This window comes from Salinarimonas rosea DSM 21201 (assembly GCF_000429045.1).
In the GTDB taxonomy this organism is placed as follows: domain Bacteria; phylum Pseudomonadota; class Alphaproteobacteria; order Rhizobiales; family Beijerinckiaceae; genus Salinarimonas; species Salinarimonas rosea.
Genome location: NZ_AUBC01000024.1, coordinates 60,783 through 81,667 on the forward strand (window position 1 = coordinate 60,783; position 20,885 = coordinate 81,667).

At 71.7% G+C, this 20,885-nt stretch carries 18 protein-coding genes; 3 read left to right on the forward strand and 15 right to left on the reverse strand.

The window, feature by feature from the left end; all coding sequences use genetic code 11:
- Positions 1–55 precede the first annotated feature (55 nt).
- Entirely contained in the window at positions 56–2,248 is a 2,193-nt protein-coding gene (katG, locus tag G407_RS0117050) for a catalase/peroxidase HPI (RefSeq protein ID WP_029031796.1), read from the reverse strand.
- A 196-nt stretch (positions 2,249–2,444) separates the two neighbouring features.
- Between katG and G407_RS28320 the strand changes: the two genes are divergently transcribed.
- Positions 2,445–3,335 (forward strand): hydrogen peroxide-inducible genes activator, encoded by an 891-nt coding sequence (locus tag G407_RS28320; RefSeq protein ID WP_043540059.1) that lies wholly within the window; start codon positions 2,445–2,447, stop codon positions 3,333–3,335.
- Between the two features lie 12 nt (positions 3,336–3,347).
- Here the strand turns inward: G407_RS28320 and G407_RS0117060 are convergent, their stop codons facing one another.
- The 4 genes from G407_RS0117060 to G407_RS28325 all read right to left on the reverse strand — a co-directional run bounded on the left by G407_RS0117060 (position 3,348) and on the right by G407_RS28325 (position 5,863).
- Complete coding sequence (locus G407_RS0117060; protein ID WP_029031797.1) at positions 3,348–3,938, reverse strand: exopolysaccharide biosynthesis protein; 591 nt, start codon at positions 3,936–3,938, stop codon at positions 3,348–3,350.
- 52 nt (positions 3,939–3,990) lie between these two features.
- Positions 3,991–4,965 (reverse strand): MBL fold metallo-hydrolase, encoded by a 975-nt coding sequence (locus G407_RS0117065; RefSeq protein ID WP_029031798.1) that lies wholly within the window; start codon positions 4,963–4,965, stop codon positions 3,991–3,993.
- 137 nt (positions 4,966–5,102) lie between these two features.
- A complete protein-coding gene (locus tag G407_RS31835; protein WP_156917619.1) occupies positions 5,103–5,261 on the reverse strand; it encodes a hypothetical protein in 159 nt (52 codons plus the stop codon).
- 83 nt (positions 5,262–5,344) lie between these two features.
- Complete coding sequence (locus G407_RS28325; protein ID WP_245259117.1) at positions 5,345–5,863, reverse strand: NUDIX hydrolase; 519 nt, start codon at positions 5,861–5,863, stop codon at positions 5,345–5,347.
- A 225-nt stretch (positions 5,864–6,088) separates the two neighbouring features.
- Between G407_RS28325 and G407_RS0117080 the strand changes: the two genes are divergently transcribed.
- Complete coding sequence (locus G407_RS0117080) at positions 6,089–7,114, forward strand: SDR family oxidoreductase (RefSeq protein ID WP_029031799.1); 1,026 nt, start codon at positions 6,089–6,091, stop codon at positions 7,112–7,114.
- Positions 7,115–7,221: 107 nt separating this feature from the next.
- On the opposite strand, the gene G407_RS32170 is transcribed toward G407_RS0117080, so the two are convergent.
- The 7 genes from G407_RS32170 to gatB form a co-directional block, all read right to left on the reverse strand.
- Positions 7,222–7,386, reverse strand: coding sequence for a hypothetical protein (locus G407_RS32170; protein ID WP_169728801.1), 165 nt, complete (start codon positions 7,384–7,386; stop codon positions 7,222–7,224).
- 92 nt (positions 7,387–7,478) lie between these two features.
- Positions 7,479–8,972 carry a glycerol kinase GlpK gene (glpK, locus tag G407_RS0117090; RefSeq protein ID WP_029031800.1) on the reverse strand — a complete coding sequence of 498 codons (1,494 nt, stop codon included), beginning with the start codon at positions 8,970–8,972 and terminating at the stop codon, positions 7,479–7,481.
- A 143-nt stretch (positions 8,973–9,115) separates the two neighbouring features.
- A complete protein-coding gene (locus G407_RS0117095) occupies positions 9,116–10,168 on the reverse strand; it encodes a phytoene/squalene synthase family protein (protein ID WP_052341497.1) in 1,053 nt (350 codons plus the stop codon).
- Positions 10,155–11,732: a phytoene desaturase gene (locus G407_RS0117100; protein WP_052341498.1), complete on the reverse strand. Its 1,578-nt coding sequence runs from the start codon at positions 11,730–11,732 to the stop codon at positions 10,155–10,157. Before G407_RS0117100 ends, G407_RS0117095 begins: the two co-directional genes overlap by 14 nt.
- A gap of 34 nt (positions 11,733–11,766) precedes the next feature.
- Positions 11,767–12,678: an alpha/beta fold hydrolase gene (locus tag G407_RS28330; protein ID WP_052341499.1), complete on the reverse strand. Its 912-nt coding sequence runs from the start codon at positions 12,676–12,678 to the stop codon at positions 11,767–11,769.
- A 156-nt stretch (positions 12,679–12,834) separates the two neighbouring features.
- Entirely contained in the window at positions 12,835–13,803 is a 969-nt protein-coding gene (locus G407_RS30640) for a GNAT family N-acetyltransferase (protein WP_052341500.1), read from the reverse strand.
- Positions 13,800–15,272, reverse strand: a complete 1,473-nt coding sequence (gene gatB / locus G407_RS0117120) for an Asp-tRNA(Asn)/Glu-tRNA(Gln) amidotransferase subunit GatB (RefSeq protein ID WP_029031803.1) — start codon at positions 15,270–15,272, stop codon at positions 13,800–13,802. The genes G407_RS30640 and gatB overlap by 4 nt, the downstream gene beginning before the upstream one ends.
- Positions 15,273–15,430: 158 nt before the next feature.
- Between gatB and G407_RS0117125 the strand changes: the two genes are divergently transcribed.
- Complete coding sequence (locus G407_RS0117125) at positions 15,431–15,883, forward strand: hypothetical protein (RefSeq protein ID WP_029031804.1); 453 nt, start codon at positions 15,431–15,433, stop codon at positions 15,881–15,883.
- Positions 15,884–15,922: 39 nt separating this feature from the next.
- Here G407_RS0117125 and G407_RS0117130 read toward each other — a convergent pair whose 3' ends face one another.
- From G407_RS0117130 to G407_RS0117140, 3 genes are all read right to left on the reverse strand, one after another.
- Complete coding sequence (locus G407_RS0117130) at positions 15,923–17,398, reverse strand: pyruvate kinase (protein ID WP_029031805.1); 1,476 nt, start codon at positions 17,396–17,398, stop codon at positions 15,923–15,925.
- A gap of 82 nt (positions 17,399–17,480) precedes the next feature.
- The gene (locus tag G407_RS0117135) at positions 17,481–19,682 is read right to left on the reverse strand and encodes a TRAP transporter permease (protein ID WP_084327594.1); all 2,202 of its coding nucleotides are present in this window, start codon (positions 19,680–19,682) and stop codon (positions 17,481–17,483) included.
- A 162-nt stretch (positions 19,683–19,844) separates the two neighbouring features.
- Complete coding sequence (locus G407_RS0117140) at positions 19,845–20,867, reverse strand: TAXI family TRAP transporter solute-binding subunit (RefSeq protein WP_029031807.1); 1,023 nt, start codon at positions 20,865–20,867, stop codon at positions 19,845–19,847.
- Positions 20,868–20,885 lie beyond the last annotated feature (18 nt).

Sequence of the window (20,885 nt, forward strand, 5' to 3'; positions counted from 1 at the left end):
ACGTCGACAGGGGCGGACGGGTGCGCCGCAGCGCACCCGTCCGCCGTCTCGTGCCTCACGCCAGATCGACGCGATCGGCGTTCATCACCTTCGTCCACGCCTCGACGAAGTCGTGCACGAACACGTCGGTCGCGTCGTCGCAGGCATAGACCTCGCACAGCGCGCGCAGCTGCGAGTTCGAGCCGAAGACGAGGTCGACGCGGGTACCGGTCCACTTCGGCGCGCCGGTGGTGCGGTCGCGGCCCTGGTAGAGCGTCTTCGCCTCGTTCGCCGGCGCCCACTCGGTGCCGAGGTCGAGCAGGTTGACGAAGAAGTCGTTCGTCAGCGTGCCGGGACGCTCCGTGAGGACGCCGTGCGCCGCGCCGCCGTGGTTGGCGCCGAGCACGCGCAGGCCGCCGACGAGGACGGTCATCTCCGGCGCGCTCAGGCCGAGAAGCTGCGCGCGGTCGACGAGCATCTCCTCCGGCGAGAGCGTGTAGGCGCCCTTGGTGAAGTTGCGGAAGCCGTCGGCCTCGGGCTCCATCACGGCGAAGGAGTCGACGTCGGTCTGCTCCTGCGTCGCGTCCACGCGGCCGGGGGCGAAGGGCACCTCGACGAGGTGGCCGGCGTCGCGCGCCGCCTTCTCGACGGCGGCCGTGCCGGCGAGCACGATCAGGTCGGCGAGCGAGACCTTCTTGCCGTCGGTGCGCGAGGCGTCGAACTCCGCCTTGATGCGCTCGAGCACGGAGAGCACCGTCTGCAGGCGAGCCGGCTCGTTGGCCTCCCAGTCCTTCTGCGGGGCGAGGCGGATGCGCGCGCCGTTGGCGCCGCCGCGCTTGTCCGAGCCGCGGTAGGAGAAGGCCGAGGCCCAGGCCACGAAGACCAGATCCGCCGTCGAGAGCCCCGACGCCAGGATCGTCCGCTTGAGCGCGGCGACGTCGTCCTCACCGACGAGGGCGTAGTCGCGCGCCGGCAGCGGGTCCTGCCAGACCAGCACCTCGGCGGGGACCTCCGGGCCGAGGTAGAGCTCGCGCGGGCCCATGTCGCGGTGGGTCAGCTTGAACCAGGCGCGGGCGAAGGCGTCGGCGAACGCCTCCGGGTTCTGGTGGAAGTGCCGGGAGATCTTCTCGTAGATCGGGTCCATGCGCATGGCCATGTCGGCCGTGGTCATCATCAGCGGCACGCGCGCGCCCGAGCCGTCGACCTGCGGGGCGTGGTCCTTCTCGGCGAGGTCCTTCGCCGCCCACTGCCAGGCGCCGGCGGGGCTCTTCACGAGCTCCCACTCGTAGCCGAACAGGACGTCGAAATAGCCCATGTCCCACTTGATCGGGTTCGGGGTCCAGGGACCCTCGATGCCGCTCGTGATGGTGTGGACGCCGCGGCCGCTCTCGTAGGAGTTCTTCCAGCCGAGCCCCATCAGCTCGACGTCCGCGGCCTCAGGCTCGCGGGCGAGGTGCGTCGCGGGCGCCGCGCCGTGAGACTTGCCGAAGGTGTGGCCGCCGGCGACGAGGGCGACGGTCTCCTCGTCGTTCATCGCCATGCGCCCGAAGGTCTCGCGGATGTCGCGGCCGGACGCCACCGGGTCCGGGTTGCCGTTGGGGCCCTCCGGGTTGACGTAGATGAGGCCCATCTGCACCGCGGCGAGCGGGCGCTCGAGCTCACGCTCGCCCGTGTAGCGCATGTCCCCGAGCCACTCGGACTCCGAGCCCCAGTAGATGTCCTCCTCGGGCTCCCACACGTCGACGCGTCCACCGCCGAAGCCGAACGTCTTCAGGCCCATGTCCTCGAGCGCGCAATTGCCCGCGAGGATCATCAGGTCCGCCCACGACAGGCGGCGGCCGTACTTGCGCTTGACCGGCCACAGCAGGAAGCGGGCCTTGTCGAGGTTGGTGTTGTCCGGCCAGGAGTTGAGCGGGGCGAAGCGCTGGGTGCCCGACGCGCCGCCGCCGCGGCCGTCCGCCGTGCGGTAGGTGCCCGCCGAGTGCCAGGCCATGCGGATGAAGAGCGGTCCGTAATGGCCGTAATCCGCCGGCCACCAGTCCTGCGAGGTCTTCATCAGGGCGTAGATGTCGTTCTTCACCGCCTGCAGGTCGAGCTTGCCGAACTCGGCGGCATAGTCGAAGCCCGACCCCATCGGGTTGGAGAGGGCCGTGTGCTGATGCAGGATCTTCAGGTTCAGCTGGTTGGGCCACCAGTCGCGGTTGCCGACCTTGCGCACGCCGTGCGCGACGGGGCATCCGCCCTTCGTCAGGCTGCCGATCTCGTCCATCTCGTCCTCCGGTCCGTCGTCCAACCCTGTGTTCGTGCCGGCACGCATCGCACGGCCCTCCCTCGTGCCGATCCAGCCGGGGGAATCCGGTGGCGCGAGGTGCGACGTCTGCGTGCGGAACACTCTGGCTTGACATAGTTCCAATCGCTCGATCAGGTAAAGTCGGATTTTCTGATCGCGACGATAAGGCCGGCTGATGCCATCACTCACCCTGCGGCAGCTCGCCTACTTCGATGCGGTGCTCCGCCACGGCCATTTCGGCCGTGCCGCCGAGGCCTGCGCGATCTCGCAGCCGGCGCTCTCCATGCAGATCAAGGAGCTCGAGCAGACGCTCGGCGCCTCGCTGCTCGAGCGCAGCGGGCGCAAGGTCGCGCCGACGGGCCTCGGCGAGCTCGTCGGCGAGCGGGTGCGGGAGATCCTGCGCGCCGTCGACGAGGTCGAGGCGCTGGCACGCACCGAGCGCGACGGCCTCGCCGGCCCGCTGCGGCTCGGCGTCATCCCCACCGTGGCGCCCTACCTGCTGCCGCGGATCGTCTCGCGGCTCGCGGCGCTCTACCAGGACATCGACGTGCGCATCCGCGAATCGATCACGCCGACGCTGATCCGCGAGCTCTCCGAGCGGCGGCTGGACGCCGCGCTCGTGGCGCTGCCGGTGTCCGAGCCGAGCCTGGAGGAAACGGCGCTGTTCTCGGAGAGCTTCGTCCTGGTGCGCCCGCTCGAGGACGCCGGCAAGCCGGTCCCGGAGCCGGACACGCTCGCGCGCATGCGGCTCCTGCTGCTCGAGGAGGGCCATTGCTTCCGCGAGCAGGCGCTCTCCTTCTGCGGGCGCGAGGCACCGCGCCCGCGCGAGCTGATGGATGGAAGCTCGCTCTCGACGCTCGTGCAGATGGTCGGCGCGGGGATCGGCGTCACGCTCATCCCGGAGATGGCGGTGCCGGTCGAGACGCGCTCGGCACCCGTCAGCGTCACCGCCTTCGACGACCCGAAGCCGACGCGCACGATCGGCATGGTCTGGCGCCGCACGAGCCCCCTCGCGCCCCAGCTGCGGCGCATCGCCGAGGCCATCGAAGGGCTGCCGCGGGGTTGACGGGGGGCGCGCTCAGCCGGCGAAGCCGAACTGCCACACCGCGATCGGCACGGCGAGGAGGGCCACCAGCGAGACGACCACGAGGGCGCCGTCGCGCACGAGGAGCCCCGCGGCGAAGAGCGCGATCACGGCGGACGCGATCGACCCGGATGTGGGGACCACCTCCATGAAGGGCATGAACAGGGTCAGCGCCAGGATCAGCGTGAGCGGCAGGTAGAGCCAGGGGCGGTGGAGCAGGAAGGTCAGACGCGCGCCCAGGAAGCGCTCGACGAACCGCACCGGCGGGCGCATCCAGGCGACGCCCTTGCAGAGCTTGCGCGTCGACATCCGCCGCCGGGTGACGAAATCCGGCAGCCAGACGCAATCTCGCCCGAGCATCATCTGGGCGGCGAGGATGAAGACGATCACCGCGACGGTCGCGGTGATGCCCGGGATCGCGCTCGCAGGCGAGGTCGAGATCAGCGAGAAGACCAGCATCAGCGCCGCGAAGGACTTCGTGCCCAGGTGCGCCACCACCTCCTCGATCGTGATGCTGTCGTCGTGAGCCGTCCGCTCGAGCTGGTCGAGCACGTCGCTGAGCGCCCGCGTGCGTTCCCTCGGCATCCGAAACCCCGCCAAAGGAAAGCGAACGCGGGCACAACGGCCGAGTTCCGGCTCAGCCCGGCCAGGGGAGGCGCACGAGCTCGAAGCCGGTGCCCGCCTGCCGGACGTGGCCGACGTTCGGGAAGCCCCAATGGTAGCCGGCGATCATCAGCCGGTCGGCGGCGGCTTCGTCGAGGAGGCGGCGACGGGTCTCGCGGGCCATCTGCGGGTCCATGTCGAAGCGCACGGACCAGTCCGGGTTCGCGACGAAGAGGAAGGGCAGGTGGGCGGCGTCCGAGATCAGCAGCAGGCCCTGGCCGCCCGACTGGACGCGGAAGGCCATGTGGCCGGGCGAGTGGCCGTGCGCGTCGACCGCGACCACGCCGGGGGCGAGCTCGTCCCCGCCGGCGTAGGTGCGCATGCCGAGATCCTCGCCGGCGAAAATGGCCTGCGCCCGCTCGAAGCCGCCGCGGCGGCCCTCCGGCGCGCGGGACATCTCCCCCTCGTCGAGCCAGTATGCCGCCTCGCCTTCCGGAACCAGCGTCTCGGCATTGGGAAAGATCGGCGTGCCGTCCGCGCCGCGCAGGCCGGAAATGTGGTCGCCGTGGAAGTGGGAGATCACCACCGCGTCGATATCGGACGGCGCGACGCCGATCGCCGCCAGGCCGGCGACGAGCCGCCCCACCGGGCTCTCGCCTTCCTGCGGGCCGTTGCCGGTGTCGACGAGGAGGTTGCGCCCGCCGACGCGCAGGAGCGTCGCGGTGAACGGGTTCTCGATCGCGTCCGCCGCCCGCATGTCGGCCTCGAAGGCGGCCTGGACATCGGCGAGCGACGCGTTCGTGACGAAGCCGTCCTGGAGCGGGAAGGACCGCAGGCCGTCGTAGACGGGGAAGACCTCGATGTCGCCGACGCGGTAGCGGAAGACGGGGATCGACGCATCGGGGGCGTCCGTCCCCTGTGCACGTGCTCCGCGCGCGGTCGTCAGGGCCACGGCGGCGCCGGCGAAGGCCGGCGCGGCCAGCATCGCGCGTCGGGTGAGATCGGACATGGCGTGGGCACTCCCAGATGGCCGGCGTTCGAGCGACGCCCGGCGTCATTATGGGTCCCGGCACGCGCACGTCCCGCCCGATCACGCGCTCGTGAACGCGGGGCCCCGCCGAGGCGCGGGCGCCCGCCGATCGCGGTTCAGGCGCCGGAGCGGAACACGGAGTAGAACTCCTGGTCCTGCTGGACGCGATCGTAGTTCGTGTCCTGGGTGTTCGTGATCGCCTGCGCGCCGCCGGCGAGGCCGAGCGAGGTGGCGAGGGCGAGAGCGGCGAGGAGCCGTGCGGCCGTTGTTCTCATGTCGGTTCTCCCGTTTTGAGTTCGGGGTGGGAACCGGTGGCGCGCCGGCTGTTTCCGCGGGTGCGCGGATCGGGCGCGGGCCGTCAGCGGCGTCCGCCGGCGGCCTTGCGGGGGCGCTCCGCCTTCGAGAGATCGAGCCGCTCGGGCAGCGCGGCGATGAGGTCGGAGAGCTCCGGCTCGTCGACCAGCTCGGCGGCGGTCTGCGCGTCGAACCAGCGCCGCTCGCGCTCGTCGCGCTCCGGCCAGCGCTTCTGCTCCTTGTCGACACGCATCAGGAAGACGTCGACCGTGCAGGGCACGAAGCTGCGCGACTTGAGGCGCTTGTCGTAGGTGAAGACGCCGTAAGGTTCGGACCAGACATCGCCGGCGAGACCGGCTTCCTCGTAGGCCTCGCGCGCCGCGGTTTCGTTGGGCCGTAGCTTGCGGATCGGCCAACCCTTGGGAATCACCCAGCGCCGCGTCTCCCGCGATGTGACGAGCAAGACCTCGATGCGCCCGGAATCGTCGCGGCGGAAGGGCAGGGCGCCACATTGCTTGCGCGGCGCGGTGGACGTCTTGTCGTTCTTCTTCATCGCACTCACGTAGGCACGGGCTTCGTGCATCGCAACGCTTCGGACCTCGTTGCGAGAATCAGAACTGTAACACAGCGTGTCACACCGTCATTTAAAAAGATGAAACGACGGGTGTCCCGTTCGTGCACGACGCTGCCTCCCACGGAGTGGCGGCGATTCGAAGGCGCGGGACGCGGAACGACCGTGGCGGCGCGCTCATTGTCCGGACCGAGGCGGCGCGCGGGGCGCTGCCGCGAGCGGACACGGGAGATCATCATGCGCGGCGGGCTCGAGGACATGCGCGGACGGGTCGTGATGCTGACCGGCGCGTCGGCCGGCATCGGGCGGGCCACCGCGCTGCGGCTCGCGCACGAGGGCGCGCGGATCGGGCTCCTCGCCCGAAGCGCCGAGGCGCTGGACGACGTCGCCCGCGAGGTCCGCGCCCGCGGCGGCGAGGCGTTGGCGCTGCCCTGCGACGTCGCCGACGCCGACGGCGTCTTCCGCGCGGCGGACGCGCTGGAGCGGGCCTTCGGGCCGATCGACGTCTGGATCAACGACGCGATGGTGACGGTCTTCTCGCCGGTGCACGAGATGACGGCCGACGAGTACCGCCGGGTGACGGAGGTGACCTACCTCGGCGCCGTCCACGGCACGCTCGCGGCGCTCCGCTCGATGCGCCCGCGCGGGCGCGGTATCGTCGTGCAGGTCGGCTCCGCGCTCGCCTACCGCGGCATCCCGCTGCAGAGCGCCTATTGCGCCGCCAAGCACGCCATCGTCGGCTTCTCCGATTCGCTGCGCGCGGAGCTGCGCCACGACGGCGTCGGCATCGCCGTGACGGAGGTTCACCTGCCGGGCGTGAACACGCCTCAGTTCGAATGGGCGCGCTCGCGCATGCCGCGGGCGCCGCGGCCGTCGGGGCCGGTCTACGAGCCGGAGGCCGCGGCGGACGCGATCGTGCACGCGATCCGCTCGCCCGAGCGCGCCTGGTGGCTCGGTGGCGTCACGGCGGCGGCGATCATCGGCAATGCCCTCGCGCCCGGGCTCGCCGATCGCTACCTCGCCGCCAACGCCGTCGAGGGCCAGATGCGGGAGGGTCGCACCCGGCGGGCCGTCTCGCCCGAGGGCAACCTCTGGCGCCCGGCGGATCGCGATCTCCACCGCACGCGCGGTCCCTTCGGGCGCGAGGCCAAGGCGTCGGCGATCCGCCTGCCCGGTCCGCAGGCGCGGATCGGCGCGGCCGTCGCGACGGCCGCGCTCGCGGCGGGGATCGGCCTCGCGATCGGCCGCGTCGCGCGCAGGTGAGAGGTCGGGTGGCGCCGGCATCCGCCCCGTCGGCCGGACGATCTCGGCGACGGCGGTCGCGGCCTCCGGCGGTCCCCCCGAGCACGGTGCCCGCATGGCGCCGCCGGTCAGGACTTCTTGACGATCTTGGCGAGCTGCTTGAGCTGGGTGACGGCGTCGGCGAGCTCGTTGAGCGCGATCGTGCGCTGGCCGGCCTTGATCGCGCGCTCGCAATCGTCGAGCTGCTGCTTGACGATCGTCTCGAGGACCGCTGCGATCTGGGCTTTCGTCATCGAGCTCCTCCGCGCCTGCGCGATCCGCCTCGCGCGACCTCCCGGCGGTTAGGGCAAGCGGGCGCGCGCGTCAACGCGCCCGCTTGCCCCCGTCAGGCGAGGAGCTTGCGCACGGCGTCCTTCCAGCCGGAGAGCTTCTTCTCCCGCTCGTCCGGCGACATCGAGGGCTCGAAGCGGCGCTCGAGCCGCCAGCGGTCCGCGAACTGCTCGGGCGGCGGGTAGAAGCCGACATCCATGCCGGCGAGGTAGGCCGAGCCGAGCGCGGTCGTCTCCTTCACCTCCGGGCGGTCAACCGGGGCGGCGAGGAGGTCGGCCAGGCGCTGCATCGTCCAGTCGGAGGCGACCATGCCGCCGTCGACGCGCAGCACGGTCTCGCCGCCGGCGGGCGCGTGCTCGGCCCAGTCCGCCTGCATCGCCTCGAGCAGGTCGGCGGTCTGGTAGCAGACGCTCTCGAGCGCGGCGCGGGCGATCTCGCGCGGGCCGGTGTTGCGGGTCAGCCCGAAGAGAGCGCCGCGCACGTCCGGGTTCCAGTGCGGTGCGCCGAGCCCGACGAAGGCGGGGACGAGGTAGACGTCCTGCGTCGGGTCGGCGCCTTCCGCCATCGGGCCGCTCTGCGCGGCCTCGTCGATGATGCCGAGCCCGTCGCGCAGCCACTGCACCGCGGCGCCCGCGACGAAGATCGAGCCTTCGAGGGCGTAGGTGGTCTTGCCGTCGAGCCGGTAGGCGATGGTGGTGAGCAGCTTCGACCTCGACGCGATCGGCGTGTCGCCGGTGTTGAGCACGGCGAAGCAGCCGGTGCCGTAGGTCGACTTCACCATGCCCGGGGTGAAGCAGGCTTGGCCGATGGTGGCACCCTGCTGGTCGCCGGCGACGCCACGGATGCGAATGGGTGCGCCGAACAGGTCCGGCAGCGTCTCGCCGAAGTCGCCGGCCGAATCGCGCACCTCCGGGAGCATCGCGCGGGGCACGCCGAAGATGGCGCACAGCTCGTCGTCCCAGCGGTTCTCGTGAATGTCGTAGAGCAGCGTGCGCGCGGCGTTGGTCGCGTCGGTGACGTGCAGGCCACCGGTGAGGCGCCACAGGAGATACGTGTCCACCGTGCCGAAGGCGAGCTCCCCGCGCTCGGCGCGGGCGCGCGCGCCCTTCACCTGGTCGAGCATCCAGCCGACCTTGGAGGCGGAGAAGTAGGGGTCGACGAGGAGCCCGGTCTTCGCCGTGATCAGCGGCTCGCGCCCCTCCGCCTTCAGCCGCGAGCAGAACGCGGCGGTACGCCGGTCCTGCCAGACGATGGCGCGGTGGATCGGCTCGCCGGTGCGGCGGTCCCAGACCAGCGCCGTCTCGCGCTGGTTGGTGATGCCGATGGCGGCGATATCGCCGGGGCCGACGCCCTTGCCGGTCATCGCCTCGCGCACGGTGGCGACGCTCGTCTCCCAGAGATCGTCCGGCTCGTGCTCGACCCAGCCGGAGGCCGGGTAGTGCTGCGCGAACTCGCGCTGGGCGATGCCGGCGACACGCATGTGGTCGTCGAACAGGATGGCGCGGGTCGAGGTGGTGCCCTGGTCGATGGCGAGGGTGTAGCGGCTCACGAGGCGTCCTCCGGGTTCGCGGGGCGACGACGTTGCCGTCGTTCTTATGCGCCCGTTCGTATTTTTTCGCTGTCGTTCGCCGCGAACTTACGCGGGCTCGCCGCGCGTTTCCAGCCCCTTCGTGCGGGGCGTCTGCTCGACGCTCAGCGCGCCGGGTCGCGCCGCTCCAGCCGCTCGAACAGGTCGACGAGCCAGGCGATGCGCTCCTCGATGCCGTGGGGCGGCAGCTCGTGCCGGCCGGCACCGACGGCGGCCTCGACCAGGAAGGCGACCTCCGGGAGCGGCGGCGTCTCGTCGGGGCGGGCGGCGAGGAACGGGGCGCGGGCGAGCGCGCCGGCGACGAGGGCGAGCTGGCGCGTGCGCGGGACCACCGCGCGCTCGAGCGCCTTCGTCGGCCCGCCGCGCTCCACCACGCGCCCGATCTCGGCGTAGAGCGTCCGCGCGGCCAGGATCCCTGGCCGGCAGTCCCGCGGCAGCGCCGCGATCCCGGCGATCGCCCGGGCGTAGAGGCCGTCCGCCGCGACGAGCAGGCGTCGCGTCGCGGCGTGCACGCCCGCGCACGGCCGCGGATCGGCGAGGAAGGCCTCGACGTCCACACCCGCCTCGCGCAGCCATTGCCGCGGCAGGTAGAGCCTCCCGTTCGCGGCGTCCTCGCCGACGTCCCGGGCGATGTTGGTGAACTGCATGGCGACGCCCAGGTCGCAGGCGCGCGCCAGCACCGCCGGCTCGCGGCGGCCCATGATCAGCGTCATCATCGCGCCGACCGTGCCGGCGACCCGCGCGGCATAGGCGGCGACGTCCGACAGCGTCTCGTACGCGCGCTCCTCCGCGTCCCAGGCGAAGCCCTCGAGCAGCGCCTCGGGAAGAGCACGGGGGATGCGGTAGCGCGTCACCGTCGCGGCGAAGGCGCGGTCGATCGCCTGCGGGGCGGGGTGGCCGGCATAGACCCGGTCGAGGCGCTCGCGCAGGAGCGCGAGGGCCGCGTGCCGGTCGTGGCCGTGGTCGACCGCGTCGTCGGCGACGCGGCAGAAGGCGTAGAGCGCCGCCGCCGGCTCGCCGACACGCTTCGGCAGTACCCGCGAGGCGGCATGGAAGGAGCGCGAGCCGCCGCGCAGGAGGTTGGCGCAGGCGGCGATGTCGCCCTGCGCAGACGGGTGCTCGTACGAGGGGGGCTCGCGGCGGTCAGGCGTCGGCATGGGACCTCGCTCTCGGCGTCTGGAGCTGCGCGGGATCGGGCACGACGCGGTCGAGCACGCGCGCGGTGGAGAGCACGCCGGGCATGCCCGCGCCGGGATGCGTGCCGGCGCCCACGAGGTAGAGGTTCTCGATGCCCTCCGAGCGGTTGTGCGGCCGGAACCAGGCCGACTGCCACATCACCGGCTCGAGCCCGAAGCCCGCCCCGTGCAGCGAGGCGTAGTCCCGCGCGAAGTCCGCCGGGGTGAGGAGCCGCGAGACGACGATCTCCTCCGAGAGGCCCGGGAGCACCGTCTCCTCGAGGCGGCGCATGATCTTTCGCCTGTAAGCCTCGGCCGTCGCTTCCCAATCCGTCGTGCCGAGCAGGTTCGGCACCGGCGAGAGGACGTAGAACGCGTCGTGGCCTTCGGGCGCGACGCTCGGGTCGCTGGCGCTCGGGCGGTGGAGGTAGAGCGAGAAGTCCTCCGCGAGATGCTTCTTCCGGAAGATGTCGTCGAGGAGCGCGCGGTAGCGCGGCCCGAGCAGGATCGTGTGGTGCCCCACGTCCTCGTAGCGCCGCTTCGTGCCGAAGTACCAGACGAACAGCCCCATCGACCATTGCGCCAGGCGCTGGCGGGCGGGACCCCAGCGGGTCCGGGGGGCGTCCGGCAGGAGCCTCGCGTAGGTCGCGGTCGCATCGGCGTTCGAGACGACGATGTCGGCGGCGATGGTCTCCCCGCTCTCGAGCCGCACGCCGCAGGCGCGCCGGCGATCGAGCAGGATGCGCTCGACCGGCGCCGACAGCCGCACGCGCCCGCCCTGACCCTCGATCAGCCCGACGATCCCCGACACCAGCCGGTTGATGCCGCCCACCGCGTAGTGCACGCCCCAGCGCTTCTCCAGATGATGGATCAGCGCGTATATCGCGCTGGCCGAGAACGGGTTTCCGCCGATCAGGAGCGGGTGGAAGCTGAACACGGTGCGCAGCCGCTCGTCGGCGAAGTGGCGCGCCACGAGCCCGTAGACGGAGCGCTGCGCCCCGAGCCGCACGAGATCGGGCGCGACCTTCAGCATGTCGCCGATGGAGGCGAAGGGCACGTGGCCGAGCTCCTCGAACCCGACCCGGCAGATCTCCTCGGAGACCCTCATGAAGCGCTCGTAGCCCGGCAGGTCGCCCGGAGCGAGGCGGGCGATCTCGGCCCGCATGGCATCCGTGTCGCCGCTGTAGCGGAAGGTCTCGCCGTCGTCGAAGCGGATCGTGTAGAACGGGTCGAGCGGCAGCACCGCGACGTCGTCCTCCATCCGCTTGCCGCACAGCTCCCACAGCTCCGCGAACAGGTGCGGCGCCGTGATCAGCGTGGGGCCGGCGTCGAAGGTGAAGCCGTCCTCGCGGAAGACGCGCGCCCGGCCGCCGGGCTGGTCGAGCTTCTCGACGATCGTGACGCGGTAGCCGCGCGCACCGAGCCGCACGGCGGCGGCGAGGCCGCCCAGGCCCGCGCCGACGACGACGGCGTGCGGGCGCCCGCCGTCTTCGGCGTCGACGGGCGCGGCGGACGCCGCGCGGGGAGGGGGTGTCAAGATGTTCATCCTGCGCCGAGCGTAACAGGAACTGGACAGTTCGTCAGCTCGCAGCAGCCCTTATGCCGGCGGCCTCGCCGAGGAAGCGCTCGTAGGCGCCGAGGAACTCGTCGGGCTTCTCGAAATGCACGAGCGCGCCGGTGTCGAAGGCCGAGAACAGCCAGTTTCGGCGGGCGATCGCCCAGTTCGCCTCCGAGAAGTCCTTGAAATCGCCCTTCGTGCCGTGGAGCACGTAGATCGGCAGGTGGAGGTCCTCGTAGAGATTGCGCACGTCGCGGGCGAAGAGCCTCCCCGACAGGAAGGCGAAGGGCGCGTGCTCGGCGCCGGGCTGGTGCGCCGTGCGCCAGTCGTAGGCGACCATCGCCTCGGGCACGTCCTTGCGGCCGAAGGTGCGCTGGAGGAAGTAGCGAATCGAGCGCTCGGAGGTGAGCGCCCGGTAGAGCGGCCGGCCCCAGGGCGCGTTCAGGAAGGTGCGCATGCCCGGCACGCGCATCGGCGTCTCGGGCGCGGCGCGCTTGCGGTGCGAGCCCTTCGCGAAGCCGGTGGGCGTGACGAAGGCGAGGCTCGCGAAGGCGTCCGGCGCCTCGCGGGCGGCCCGGGCGAGGAACTCGCACGACAGCGAGAGCGCGACCGCGTCGAAAGCGTGGGGCCCGTGCGCCTCGCGGATCACGTCCGCCATGTCGAGGACCGCGTTGGTGAAGAGCCGGATGTCGTAGCTCCGCGCCGACCGGTCCGAGAAACCGTAGCCCGGCAGGTCGACGGTGTAGACGCGCCGCGTCTCGGAGAGGCGCTCGTGGAGCGGGCGCATCTCGTAGGCGGAGGCGGCGGCGTTGATCGAGTGGATCAGGAGGAGCGGCGGCCCCTCGCCGGCGACGTAGTAGGACAGCCGGCCTGAGCGCCGCTGCGTCTCGCGGCGATCACCGGACACGGCCGGCTCGAGGTCGATCGGGGTCACGGCTCTGGCCTCCTCGCGTTCGGCATCCCGGACCATAGCGCACCCGCGCCGTTTGGCGATGCCGCGATGCGAGCCAACGCGGAGAGGCCGTGCCGCGGTTCCGCGCGCCGCCGGGCCGAGACGCGTCCGGAATGTCGCAGCGGAGGGCGCAGCCGCCTAGCCCAGCCCCTTCGCGTAGGCGTATTCCACCGACCCGGAGATGTCGTGGAGCGCCCGCTCCGCGCCGAAGCGGGCAAAGCCCATGCGCTCGTAGAGGCGGTGGGCCTTGGTGAAGCGCGTGTCCGTGTAGAGGACGAGCCGGCGGGCGCCGCGGGCGCGGGCGGTCTCCTCCACCAGGGCGACGAGCCGGGCGGCGAGGCCGCGGCGGCGCTGGTCGGGGCGCACGTAGAGCTTGGTGAGCTCGGCCGTGCCGTCCGCGTCGGGCACCTTGACGCCGCAGCAGGCGCGCACGCGCCCGGTCCGGTCCTCGATCACCCAGAACGTGGTCTTCGCCTGCGCGAGCTTGGTCGCGGGGCACACGAGCTCCGGGTAGTCCCCGTGCGGATCGACGTAGCAGCCGGGATACTCGGCGAAGGCGAGCGTCAGGAGGCCGAAGAGGTCCTGCGCGTCGGCGTCGACGACCGCGCGCGCGATCGGGCGGTCCGGGCGGCGCATGATCACCGCCTCGAGATCGTCGCGCCCGCCGCAGCCCTGTGCCGGCCGGTCGAGCACGAAGCCCTCGCGCTCGTAGAAGCGGATCGCGCGTGTGTTGCGCGGCTCGACCTCGAGCCAGGCGCCGCGCTCGGCGAGCCGCGCCAGCGTCTCGTCGAGCAGGCGCTTGCCGAGCCCGCGCCCTTCGGCGCCCGGCGCGACGTAGAGCCGGCGCAGGCAGGCCTCCTCGCCGTCGTCGACATGCGCGAGCGCGGATCCCAGCACCCCGCCGTCCGCGCCCTCGGCCATGAGGAACACCGTGCCCGGGCGGTCGACCTGCCGGGAGAGCGCCGGGAGCGCGTGCCAGCGGTCGGTGATCTCCGTCACCTTGGCGGCGCCGTGGATCGCGTCGTAGGTCGCGTGCCAGCTCGCGACCAGCGCCGCGCGCACCGCCGCGAGGTCGTCGGCGCGGACGGGGCGGATGCGCGGCGTCATTCCACCCCGAGCTTCTGCTTCACGAGGGCGTTCACCGCCTGGGGGTTGGCCTTGCCGCCGGTCGTCTTCATCACCTGGCCGACGAACCAGCCGGCGAGCGACGGCTTGGCCTTGGCCTGCTCGACCTTGTCGGGGTTCGCCGCGATCACCGCGTCCACCGCCGCCTCGATGGCGCCGGTGTCGGTGACCTGCTTCATGCCGCGCTCCTCGACGATCCGCCGCGGCGAGCCGCCCTCGGACCAGGCGATCTCGAACACGTCCTTGGCGATCTTGCCCGAGATCGTGCCGTCGGCGATGAGGTCGACGATCTCGCCGAGCTGCTCGGCGGAGACGGGCGAGGCCGCGATGTCCAGCCCCTCCTTGTTGAGGCGCCCGAACAGCTCGTTGATCACCCAGTTCGCCGCCGCCTTGCCGTCGCGCCCCTTCGCCACCGCCTCGAAATAGTCGGCCTGCTCGCGATCGGCGACGAGCACGCCCGCGTCGTAGGGGGAGAGGCCGTAGTCGGCGACGAAGCGCGCCTTCTTCTCGTCCGGCAGCTCCGGCAGCCGGGTCGCGAGATCGTCGACGAAGCCCTGCTCGAGCTCGAGCGGCAGCAGGTCCGGGTCGGGGAAGTAGCGATAGTCGTGCGCCTCCTCCTTGGAGCGCATCGAGCGCGTCTCGCCCTTGCCCGGGTCGAACAGGCGCGTCTCCTGGTCGATCCTGCCGCCGTCCTCGAGGATGCCGATCTGCCGGCGCGCCTCGTACTCGATCGCCTGGCCGATGAAGCGGATCGAGTTGACGTTCTTGATCTCGCAGCGTGTGCCGAGCGGCTCGCCCGGGCGGCGCACGGAGACGTTCACGTCCGCGCGCAGGCTGCCCTTCTCCATGTCCCCGTCGCAGGTGCCGAGATAGCGCAGGATCGTGCGCAGCTTCGTCACGTAGGCCTTGGCCTCCTCGGACGAGCGCATGTCGGGCTTCGAGACGATCTCCATGAGCGCCACGCCGGACCGGTTGAGGTCGACGTAGGACATGGTCGGGTGCAGGTCGTGGATCGACTTGCCCGCGTCCTGCTCGAGGTGCAGGCGCTCGATGCCCACCGTGAAGGACGGGCCGTCGAGCATGTCGACGACGACCTCGCCCTCGCCGACGATCGGGTGCTTGTACTGGGAGATCTGGTAGCCCTGCGGCAGGTCCGGGTAGAAGTAGTTCTTGCGGTCGAAAATGGAGCGCAGGTTGATCTGCGCCTTCAGCCCGAGCCCGGTGCGCACCGCCTGCCGGACGCATTCGAGGTTGATCACCGGCAGCATGCCGGGCATGGCCGCGTCGACCAGGGAGACGTGCGAGTTCGGCGCCGCGCCGAAGCCCGTCGAGGCGCCGGAGAACAGCTTCGCCTGCGAGGTCACCTGGGCATGGATCTCCATGCCCACGACGACCTCCCAGTCGCCGGTGGCGCCTTTGATGAGCTTCTTCGGGTCGACAGGGGCGTTCATCGGCTCGTCCGTCCTCGTGTGCACGATCCCGACGGTTACCGCTCTCTCGCGCGCGCTTCAAGTCGGATGCCGGTCTCGCGCTTGCCGGCGCGGCGAAACCCGGCCGGGGGTGCGGCGTTGTGGCCTCACACCGCCGCTCGAGCCGAAAGGAGGCCAAGATGGCGATCAACGATGGACGCGACCCCGCCGATCCGCGCACGCCCCATGCCGGGGAGGATCGCGCGGTCGATCCGTTGCCCACGACGGCGCCGACTGACCCGTTCGGCACCCGCCCCGGCGAGATTCGCCCCGGCGAGACCACCCGCGGCGCGGGGCCCGACCCCCGCCCGGTCGATCCGGTCGCGGCGCGCACAGACAGCACCTATGCCGGCTCCACGGCGCGGGACGACCGCATGGCGCGGCCCGCGCGGCGCTCGGGCTCGGCCTGGGCCTGGGCGATCGGCGCCGTCGTGGTGATCGGCGCGATTCTCGCCTTCTTCCTGATGGACGGCTACACCGCCACCGACGTGCCGGTGACCGGCGCCATCGAGGAGCCGGCTCCGGCGCCGGTGCCGATCGACCCGCAGGCGGACACGCCGGTGTCGCCGACGGAGCCGATCGAGGCGCAGTGACGACGCGACGCGCGGCGCGCTCCCGCAGCGCACCGCGCCTCACCAGGTGCGCAGGGCACGCAGCGTCGGGGTCTTCTTCGACTGGTGCTCGCCCATGCGCCGGAAGAGGCCGTCGAGCGCCTCGACGGCGGCCTCGACGTTCGGGCCCTTGTTGAGCATCACGCACTCGGCGCGCGCCGCCATGGCCGCGTCCGTCATCTCGCCCCGCGAGGGCAGGCCGGATTTCACCAGGCGCTCCAGCACCTGCGTCGCCCAGATCACCGGCACGTGCGCCGCCTCGGCGAGCCAGAGCAGCTCCTCCTGCATCTCCGCGAGCCGCGCGAAGCCGATCTCCACGGCGAGGTCGCCGCGCGCGATCATCACCGCGAACGGCTGATGTCCCGCCGCGGCGACCATGATCTCCGGCAGGTTGCGCACGGCGACCGGCGTCTCGACCTTGGCGACGAGGCCGATCTCGCGCCAGCGCGGCGTGCGCGCGGCGAGCTCCGCCTGGAGGCGGCGGATGTCCTCGGCCGTCTGCACGAAGGAATAGCCGACGAGGTCGGCGAGCTCCGCGACGACGTCGAGGTCGGCGCGGTCCTTGTCGGTGAGCGGATCGAGGGCGAGCGCCGTCTCGGGGAAGTTCAGGCCCTTCTCGGGCTTGAGCCGCGCGCCCCCGAGCTTCGCCTGATCGATCGCGACGACGAGCCCGTCGTGCGCGCGGGCGACGACGCGCCCGGAGAAGCGCCCGTCGTCCACGGCCACCCGCGCATCCGCGCCCACCGCATCGAGCACCTCCGGCGCCGTGCAGGTCGCCTGGAAGGGAAAGGTCTGCGTGAAGCCCGGAGCGAGCGTCTTGGCCAGGAGCAGCCGGTCGCCGATGCAGATGCGTGCGCGCTCGTCGGGCACGAGCACCGTGCCTGTGCGGATCTTCGGGCCGGCGATGTCCATGAGGATGCGCAGCCGTCGGCCGGTCCCGGCCTCCGCCGCGCGGGCGTGCGCGATCATGGCGCGCCAGGCGTCCGGGCCGTCGTGCGCGCAGTTGATGCGCAGCGCGTCGGCGCCCGCCCGCGCCAGGCCCGCGACGAGCGCGGGATCGTCCGCGGCCTCGCTCGGGAGCGTCACCAGGATGCGGCCCTGGCGCTCCGGGCGCGAAGGGCCGAACAGGCGATCGGTCGCGGCGCGCAGGCGCGTCTCGCCGCGGAAGAACTGTCGCCGCGACGGCGCACGCCGACGCGTCGGCTCGCCGGCCAGTGCCGCGAGCGCCACGATCGCGGCGTCGAGCGTCGCGAGCACCCGGCCCTCGAGCCGCCCGAGCGAGGAGAGCCCGCGCAGCATCAGGCCGCGCTGCAGGGCGCGGTGATCGCGCCGGCGCAGGGCGAGGTAATGCGCGAGGTTCAGCGCACCGGCGGCGAAGCGCGTGCGGTCGACGTCCGCGCGCCACGCCTCCCAGCGAAGCCGGCTCTCGCGGGAGACCTCGTCGCGCAGGGCCTGCAGCTCGGCCAGAAGGGCCACGGTCTCCGGGTCTCCACGCATCGCTCGCTCCGTCACACGGTCGCGAGCCGGGTAGCGGACGACAACGACAGGATCATGTCGCTGCGGCAGCCGCGGTGTCGTCTCAGGCGGCCTTCACGCGCCGCCGGCGATCCACCCGCACGTTCCACGCGAAGATCGCGATCACGCCCACAGCGCCGAGCGTCTCGACGATCGTGTTGTTGGGCCAGATCAGCGCCACGCCCGCCGCGAAGAGGAGGATGCGCACCGGCCAGTTCAGCGGCGCCTCCATGTGGCCCTCGATCGCCGCGCCGAGCGCGTAGACACCCACCGTCGCGATGACGAAGATGTGCAGCACCTCGAGCGGCGGGCCGCCGAGGAACTGCGTGTAGGCGAACAGGATGGGCATCAGGTAGAGGCCCTTGGCCACCTTCCACGACACGAGGCCCGTCGCCATCGGCGGCGTCTTGGCGATCGCCGCCGCCGCGAAGGCGGTGAGGCAGACCGGCGGCGTGACGTTCGAATCCTGGCTGAGCCAGAAGATGATCATGTGCGCCGACAAGAGCGCGAGCTTCACCGTGACCGGGTCGAGCACCTGGGGATAGACGAGGCTGAGCACCTCCGGCGGCATCGCCGCGATGAAGGCGGCGGCCGCCTCGCGGGTCATCGGCGCGGCGAGCGTGGTCATCGCGCTGGGATCGGCGAGCATGAGCGTCATGCGCGCGGCCTCCGGCACGCCGCCCGCGACCAGGACGTCGATGAGCGCGTTGTTCTGGATGAGCGCGTGCAGCGCCGGCGCCGAGAGCGTCGCGAGCACGATGTAGGACGCCGTCACCGGCAGGCCCATGCCGAGCACGAGCGAGGCGAGCGCGATCAGCGCGAGCGCGATGATCAGGCTGTTTCCGGCCCACTCGTTGATCATCAGCGAGAAGGTGTTGCCGACGCCCGTCATGGCGATGACGTTGATCACGAGGCCGACCGCGACGAGCAGCACGGCGGTCATGATCATGTTCTGCGCGCCGAGCGCGAGCGCGTCGAGGATCGCCTTCGGTCCCATGCGGTTGGGCGTCAGCCACGACGCCGCGATGCAGGCGAGGATCGCGAAGCCGGCTGCGTAGACCGGCGTGTAGCCGGCGATCAGCAGGCCGATCAGCACCGCGACCGGGATCAGGAAGCTCGGCCCGCCCTTCTTCAGCACGGTCCAGGCCGAGGGTGCGTCCGGGTCGTTGGCGACGAGGTTGTGCTTCTTCGCCTCGATCCGCACGAAGAAGGCGACCGAGAGGAAGTAGACGATCGCCGGCGCGAGGCTCACCGCCGCAATCTCGAGGTAGGAGATCTGCGTGTAGGTCGCCATCACGAAGGCGCCCGCGCCCATGATCGGCGGCATCAGCCCGCCGCCGGTGGAGGCCGCGGCCTCGACGCCGGCCGCGAACTTCGGCGGGAAGCCCGCGCGCTTCATCAGCGGGATGGTGATGACGCCCGTCGAGACCGTGTTCGCCACCGCCGAGCCGGAGATCGTGCCCGTCAGCCCCGACGACATCACCGCGACGAAGCCCGGCCCGCCGACGAAGCGCCCGGCCACCGCGCGGGCGAGATCGATGATGAACTCGCCCGCGCCCGAGCGCACGAGAAAGGCGCCGAACAGGATGAACAGGAAGACGAAGGTCGCCGAGATCAGGGCGATCGAGCCGAACATGCCCTCGTCGGAGAAGATCGAGCGGAACAGCAGCGTCTCGGTCGAGAGGCCCGCGAAGCGGAAGACGCCGGGCGCCGACGGACCCCACCAGACGACGTAGGTCAGCGCCACGAGGATCAGAACGGGAATGATGAAGCCGGTGGCGCGCCGCGTCAGGTCGATGGCGCCGCCGATGACGATGAAGGCGAGGATGGTGTCGAGCGTCGAGAGCCGCACGCCGCGGTCGTAGATCGCGTTCTGGTTGGAGATCAGCCAGAGCGTCGAGACGGCGACGACGAGCCCGAAGACGACGTCGAAGGCGAGCATCGCACGGCTCGCGGCGGGGGTTCTCGTGCGAAGGAAGGGATAGCGCAGGGCGCACAGGAAGGCGAAGCCGGCGAAGTGGATCGCGGTGAGCCAGACCTGGTTGAAGGTCCCGATCGTGTTGGTCCAGATGTGGTAGAGCGCGAGGGCGATACCGACGGCCCAGGCGACCCGGCCGATCGTCGTGCCCTCGAACGAGCGCACATGCGCCTCGACCTCGCCCTCGACGTCCTTGACCTCACCGACCCCGGCCGCCACCACCGGCTTGTCGCGCGTCCGGTCGTCTGCGGCCGGATCGAGGCGTGGCGCGGGCGCGTCGTCGGTCATGGGGAGGCGTCTCTCACTGTCGCAGCGTCGGGCGCTGCGCACTGCCGCACGAGCCGGGCCGGCGCAACTGGTATTTCATCGTCGGTCGCACCCGAGAATGGCGGTGGGTGCGCCGGAAAGGCGCGGAGGGCGACGCGGGCCGCCCTCCGACGTTGGCGGGGATCAGGGACGCAGACGATCCGGGATCGTGAGCCCGGCCTCCTCGTAGTAGCGCAGCGCGCCCGGATGCAGCGGCAGCGGCAGGCCGGGGAGTGCCGACTCGAGGTTCATGGCGTTGGTGGCGGGATGGATCGCCTGCAGGAACGGCAGGTTCTCGAAGATCGCCTTGGTGATCAGGTAGACCGTCTCCTCGGGGACGTCGGCGTCGACCGCGAGGAAGTTCGGCTGCGCGATCGTGGTGACGTCCTCGTCCTGCGAGGGATAGGTCCCCGCCGGGATCGGGTAGGCGGTCCACAGGTCCTCGAAGGAGCCGTTGGCCTGCGCGATCTGCTCGTCGGTGAAGCCGAGCAGCGTGGCGTTGTCGCCCATCGCCGCGAAGGCGCGGGTCACCGCGGAGACCGGCACGCCGGCCGGCGTCGACATGGCGACGATCTGGCCGTTCTGCAGAGCGTCGGCCGAGGGGTTGTAGCCCATGTAGGCGAGCTCGAACTCCTCGAGCGGCATGCCGAGGTTCGCCATGATGACCTCGTTCGAGCCGATCGTGCCCGAGTTCTGCAGGCCCATCGACACCGCCTTGCCGGTGACGTTCCCCATGTCGGAGATCGTGCCCGTGTCGGCGTGCTCGCTGAGGATCACGAAGTGCTCGACGTTCGGCCACAGGCCGGTGATCGAGCGCAGGTTATCCTGCGGGCCGGATTCCTCGATCGGCCCGGTGCCCTGGCGGGCGTAGGCGCCGAAGAGGCCCTGGAGAATCGCGAAGTCGGCCTCGCCGTCGCGCAGCAGGCGGATGTTCTCGCCCGAGCCGGCGGAGTTGATCGCCGACATGTTGATGCCCTCGGCGTTCTGGAGGCGCACCTTGACGAGGGTCGCAATGGCGACGCCGACGGGATAGTAGGTCCCGCCGGTCGAGGCGGTGGCGAGCAGGTAGTCCTGGCTCTCCTGCGCGGACGCCGCGTGGGGCGCCAGTGCGAGCATGGTGCCGGCCATGGCGGCGGCGAGGAGCGAACGCTTGGTCGTGTCGGCCATCAAATCCTCCCTGTCGCG

Coding starts and splice junctions, on each gene's coding strand:
- G407_RS28320 (WP_043540059.1), top strand. CDS start 2,445: ATGCCATCACTCACCCTGCGGCAGCTCGCCTACTTCGATGCGGTGCTC.
- G407_RS0117095 (WP_052341497.1), bottom strand. CDS start 10,168: ATGCCGACGCCTGACCGCCGCGAGCCCCCCTCGTACGAGCACCCGTCT.
- G407_RS0117135 (WP_084327594.1), bottom strand. CDS start 19,682: ATGACCGACGACGCGCCCGCGCCACGCCTCGATCCGGCCGCAGACGAC.
- katG (WP_029031796.1), bottom strand. CDS start 2,248: ATGGACGAGATCGGCAGCCTGACGAAGGGCGGATGCCCCGTCGCGCAC.
- G407_RS0117140 (WP_029031807.1), bottom strand. CDS start 20,867: ATGGCCGACACGACCAAGCGTTCGCTCCTCGCCGCCGCCATGGCCGGC.
- G407_RS28325 (WP_245259117.1), bottom strand. CDS start 5,863: ATGCACGAAGCCCGTGCCTACGTGAGTGCGATGAAGAAGAACGACAAG.
- G407_RS31835 (WP_156917619.1), bottom strand. CDS start 5,261: ATGAGAACAACGGCCGCACGGCTCCTCGCCGCTCTCGCCCTCGCCACC.
- G407_RS0117100 (WP_052341498.1), bottom strand. CDS start 11,732: ATGAACATCTTGACACCCCCTCCCCGCGCGGCGTCCGCCGCGCCCGTC.
- gatB (WP_029031803.1), bottom strand. CDS start 15,272: ATGAACGCCCCTGTCGACCCGAAGAAGCTCATCAAAGGCGCCACCGGC.
- G407_RS0117060 (WP_029031797.1), bottom strand. CDS start 3,938: ATGCCGAGGGAACGCACGCGGGCGCTCAGCGACGTGCTCGACCAGCTC.
- G407_RS32170 (WP_169728801.1), bottom strand. CDS start 7,386: ATGACGAAAGCCCAGATCGCAGCGGTCCTCGAGACGATCGTCAAGCAG.
- G407_RS30640 (WP_052341500.1), bottom strand. CDS start 13,803: ATGACGCCGCGCATCCGCCCCGTCCGCGCCGACGACCTCGCGGCGGTG.
- G407_RS0117065 (WP_029031798.1), bottom strand. CDS start 4,965: ATGTCCGATCTCACCCGACGCGCGATGCTGGCCGCGCCGGCCTTCGCC.
- G407_RS0117125 (WP_029031804.1), top strand. CDS start 15,431: ATGGCGATCAACGATGGACGCGACCCCGCCGATCCGCGCACGCCCCAT.
- G407_RS0117080 (WP_029031799.1), top strand. CDS start 6,089: ATGCGCGGCGGGCTCGAGGACATGCGCGGACGGGTCGTGATGCTGACC.
- G407_RS0117130 (WP_029031805.1), bottom strand. CDS start 17,398: ATGCGTGGAGACCCGGAGACCGTGGCCCTTCTGGCCGAGCTGCAGGCC.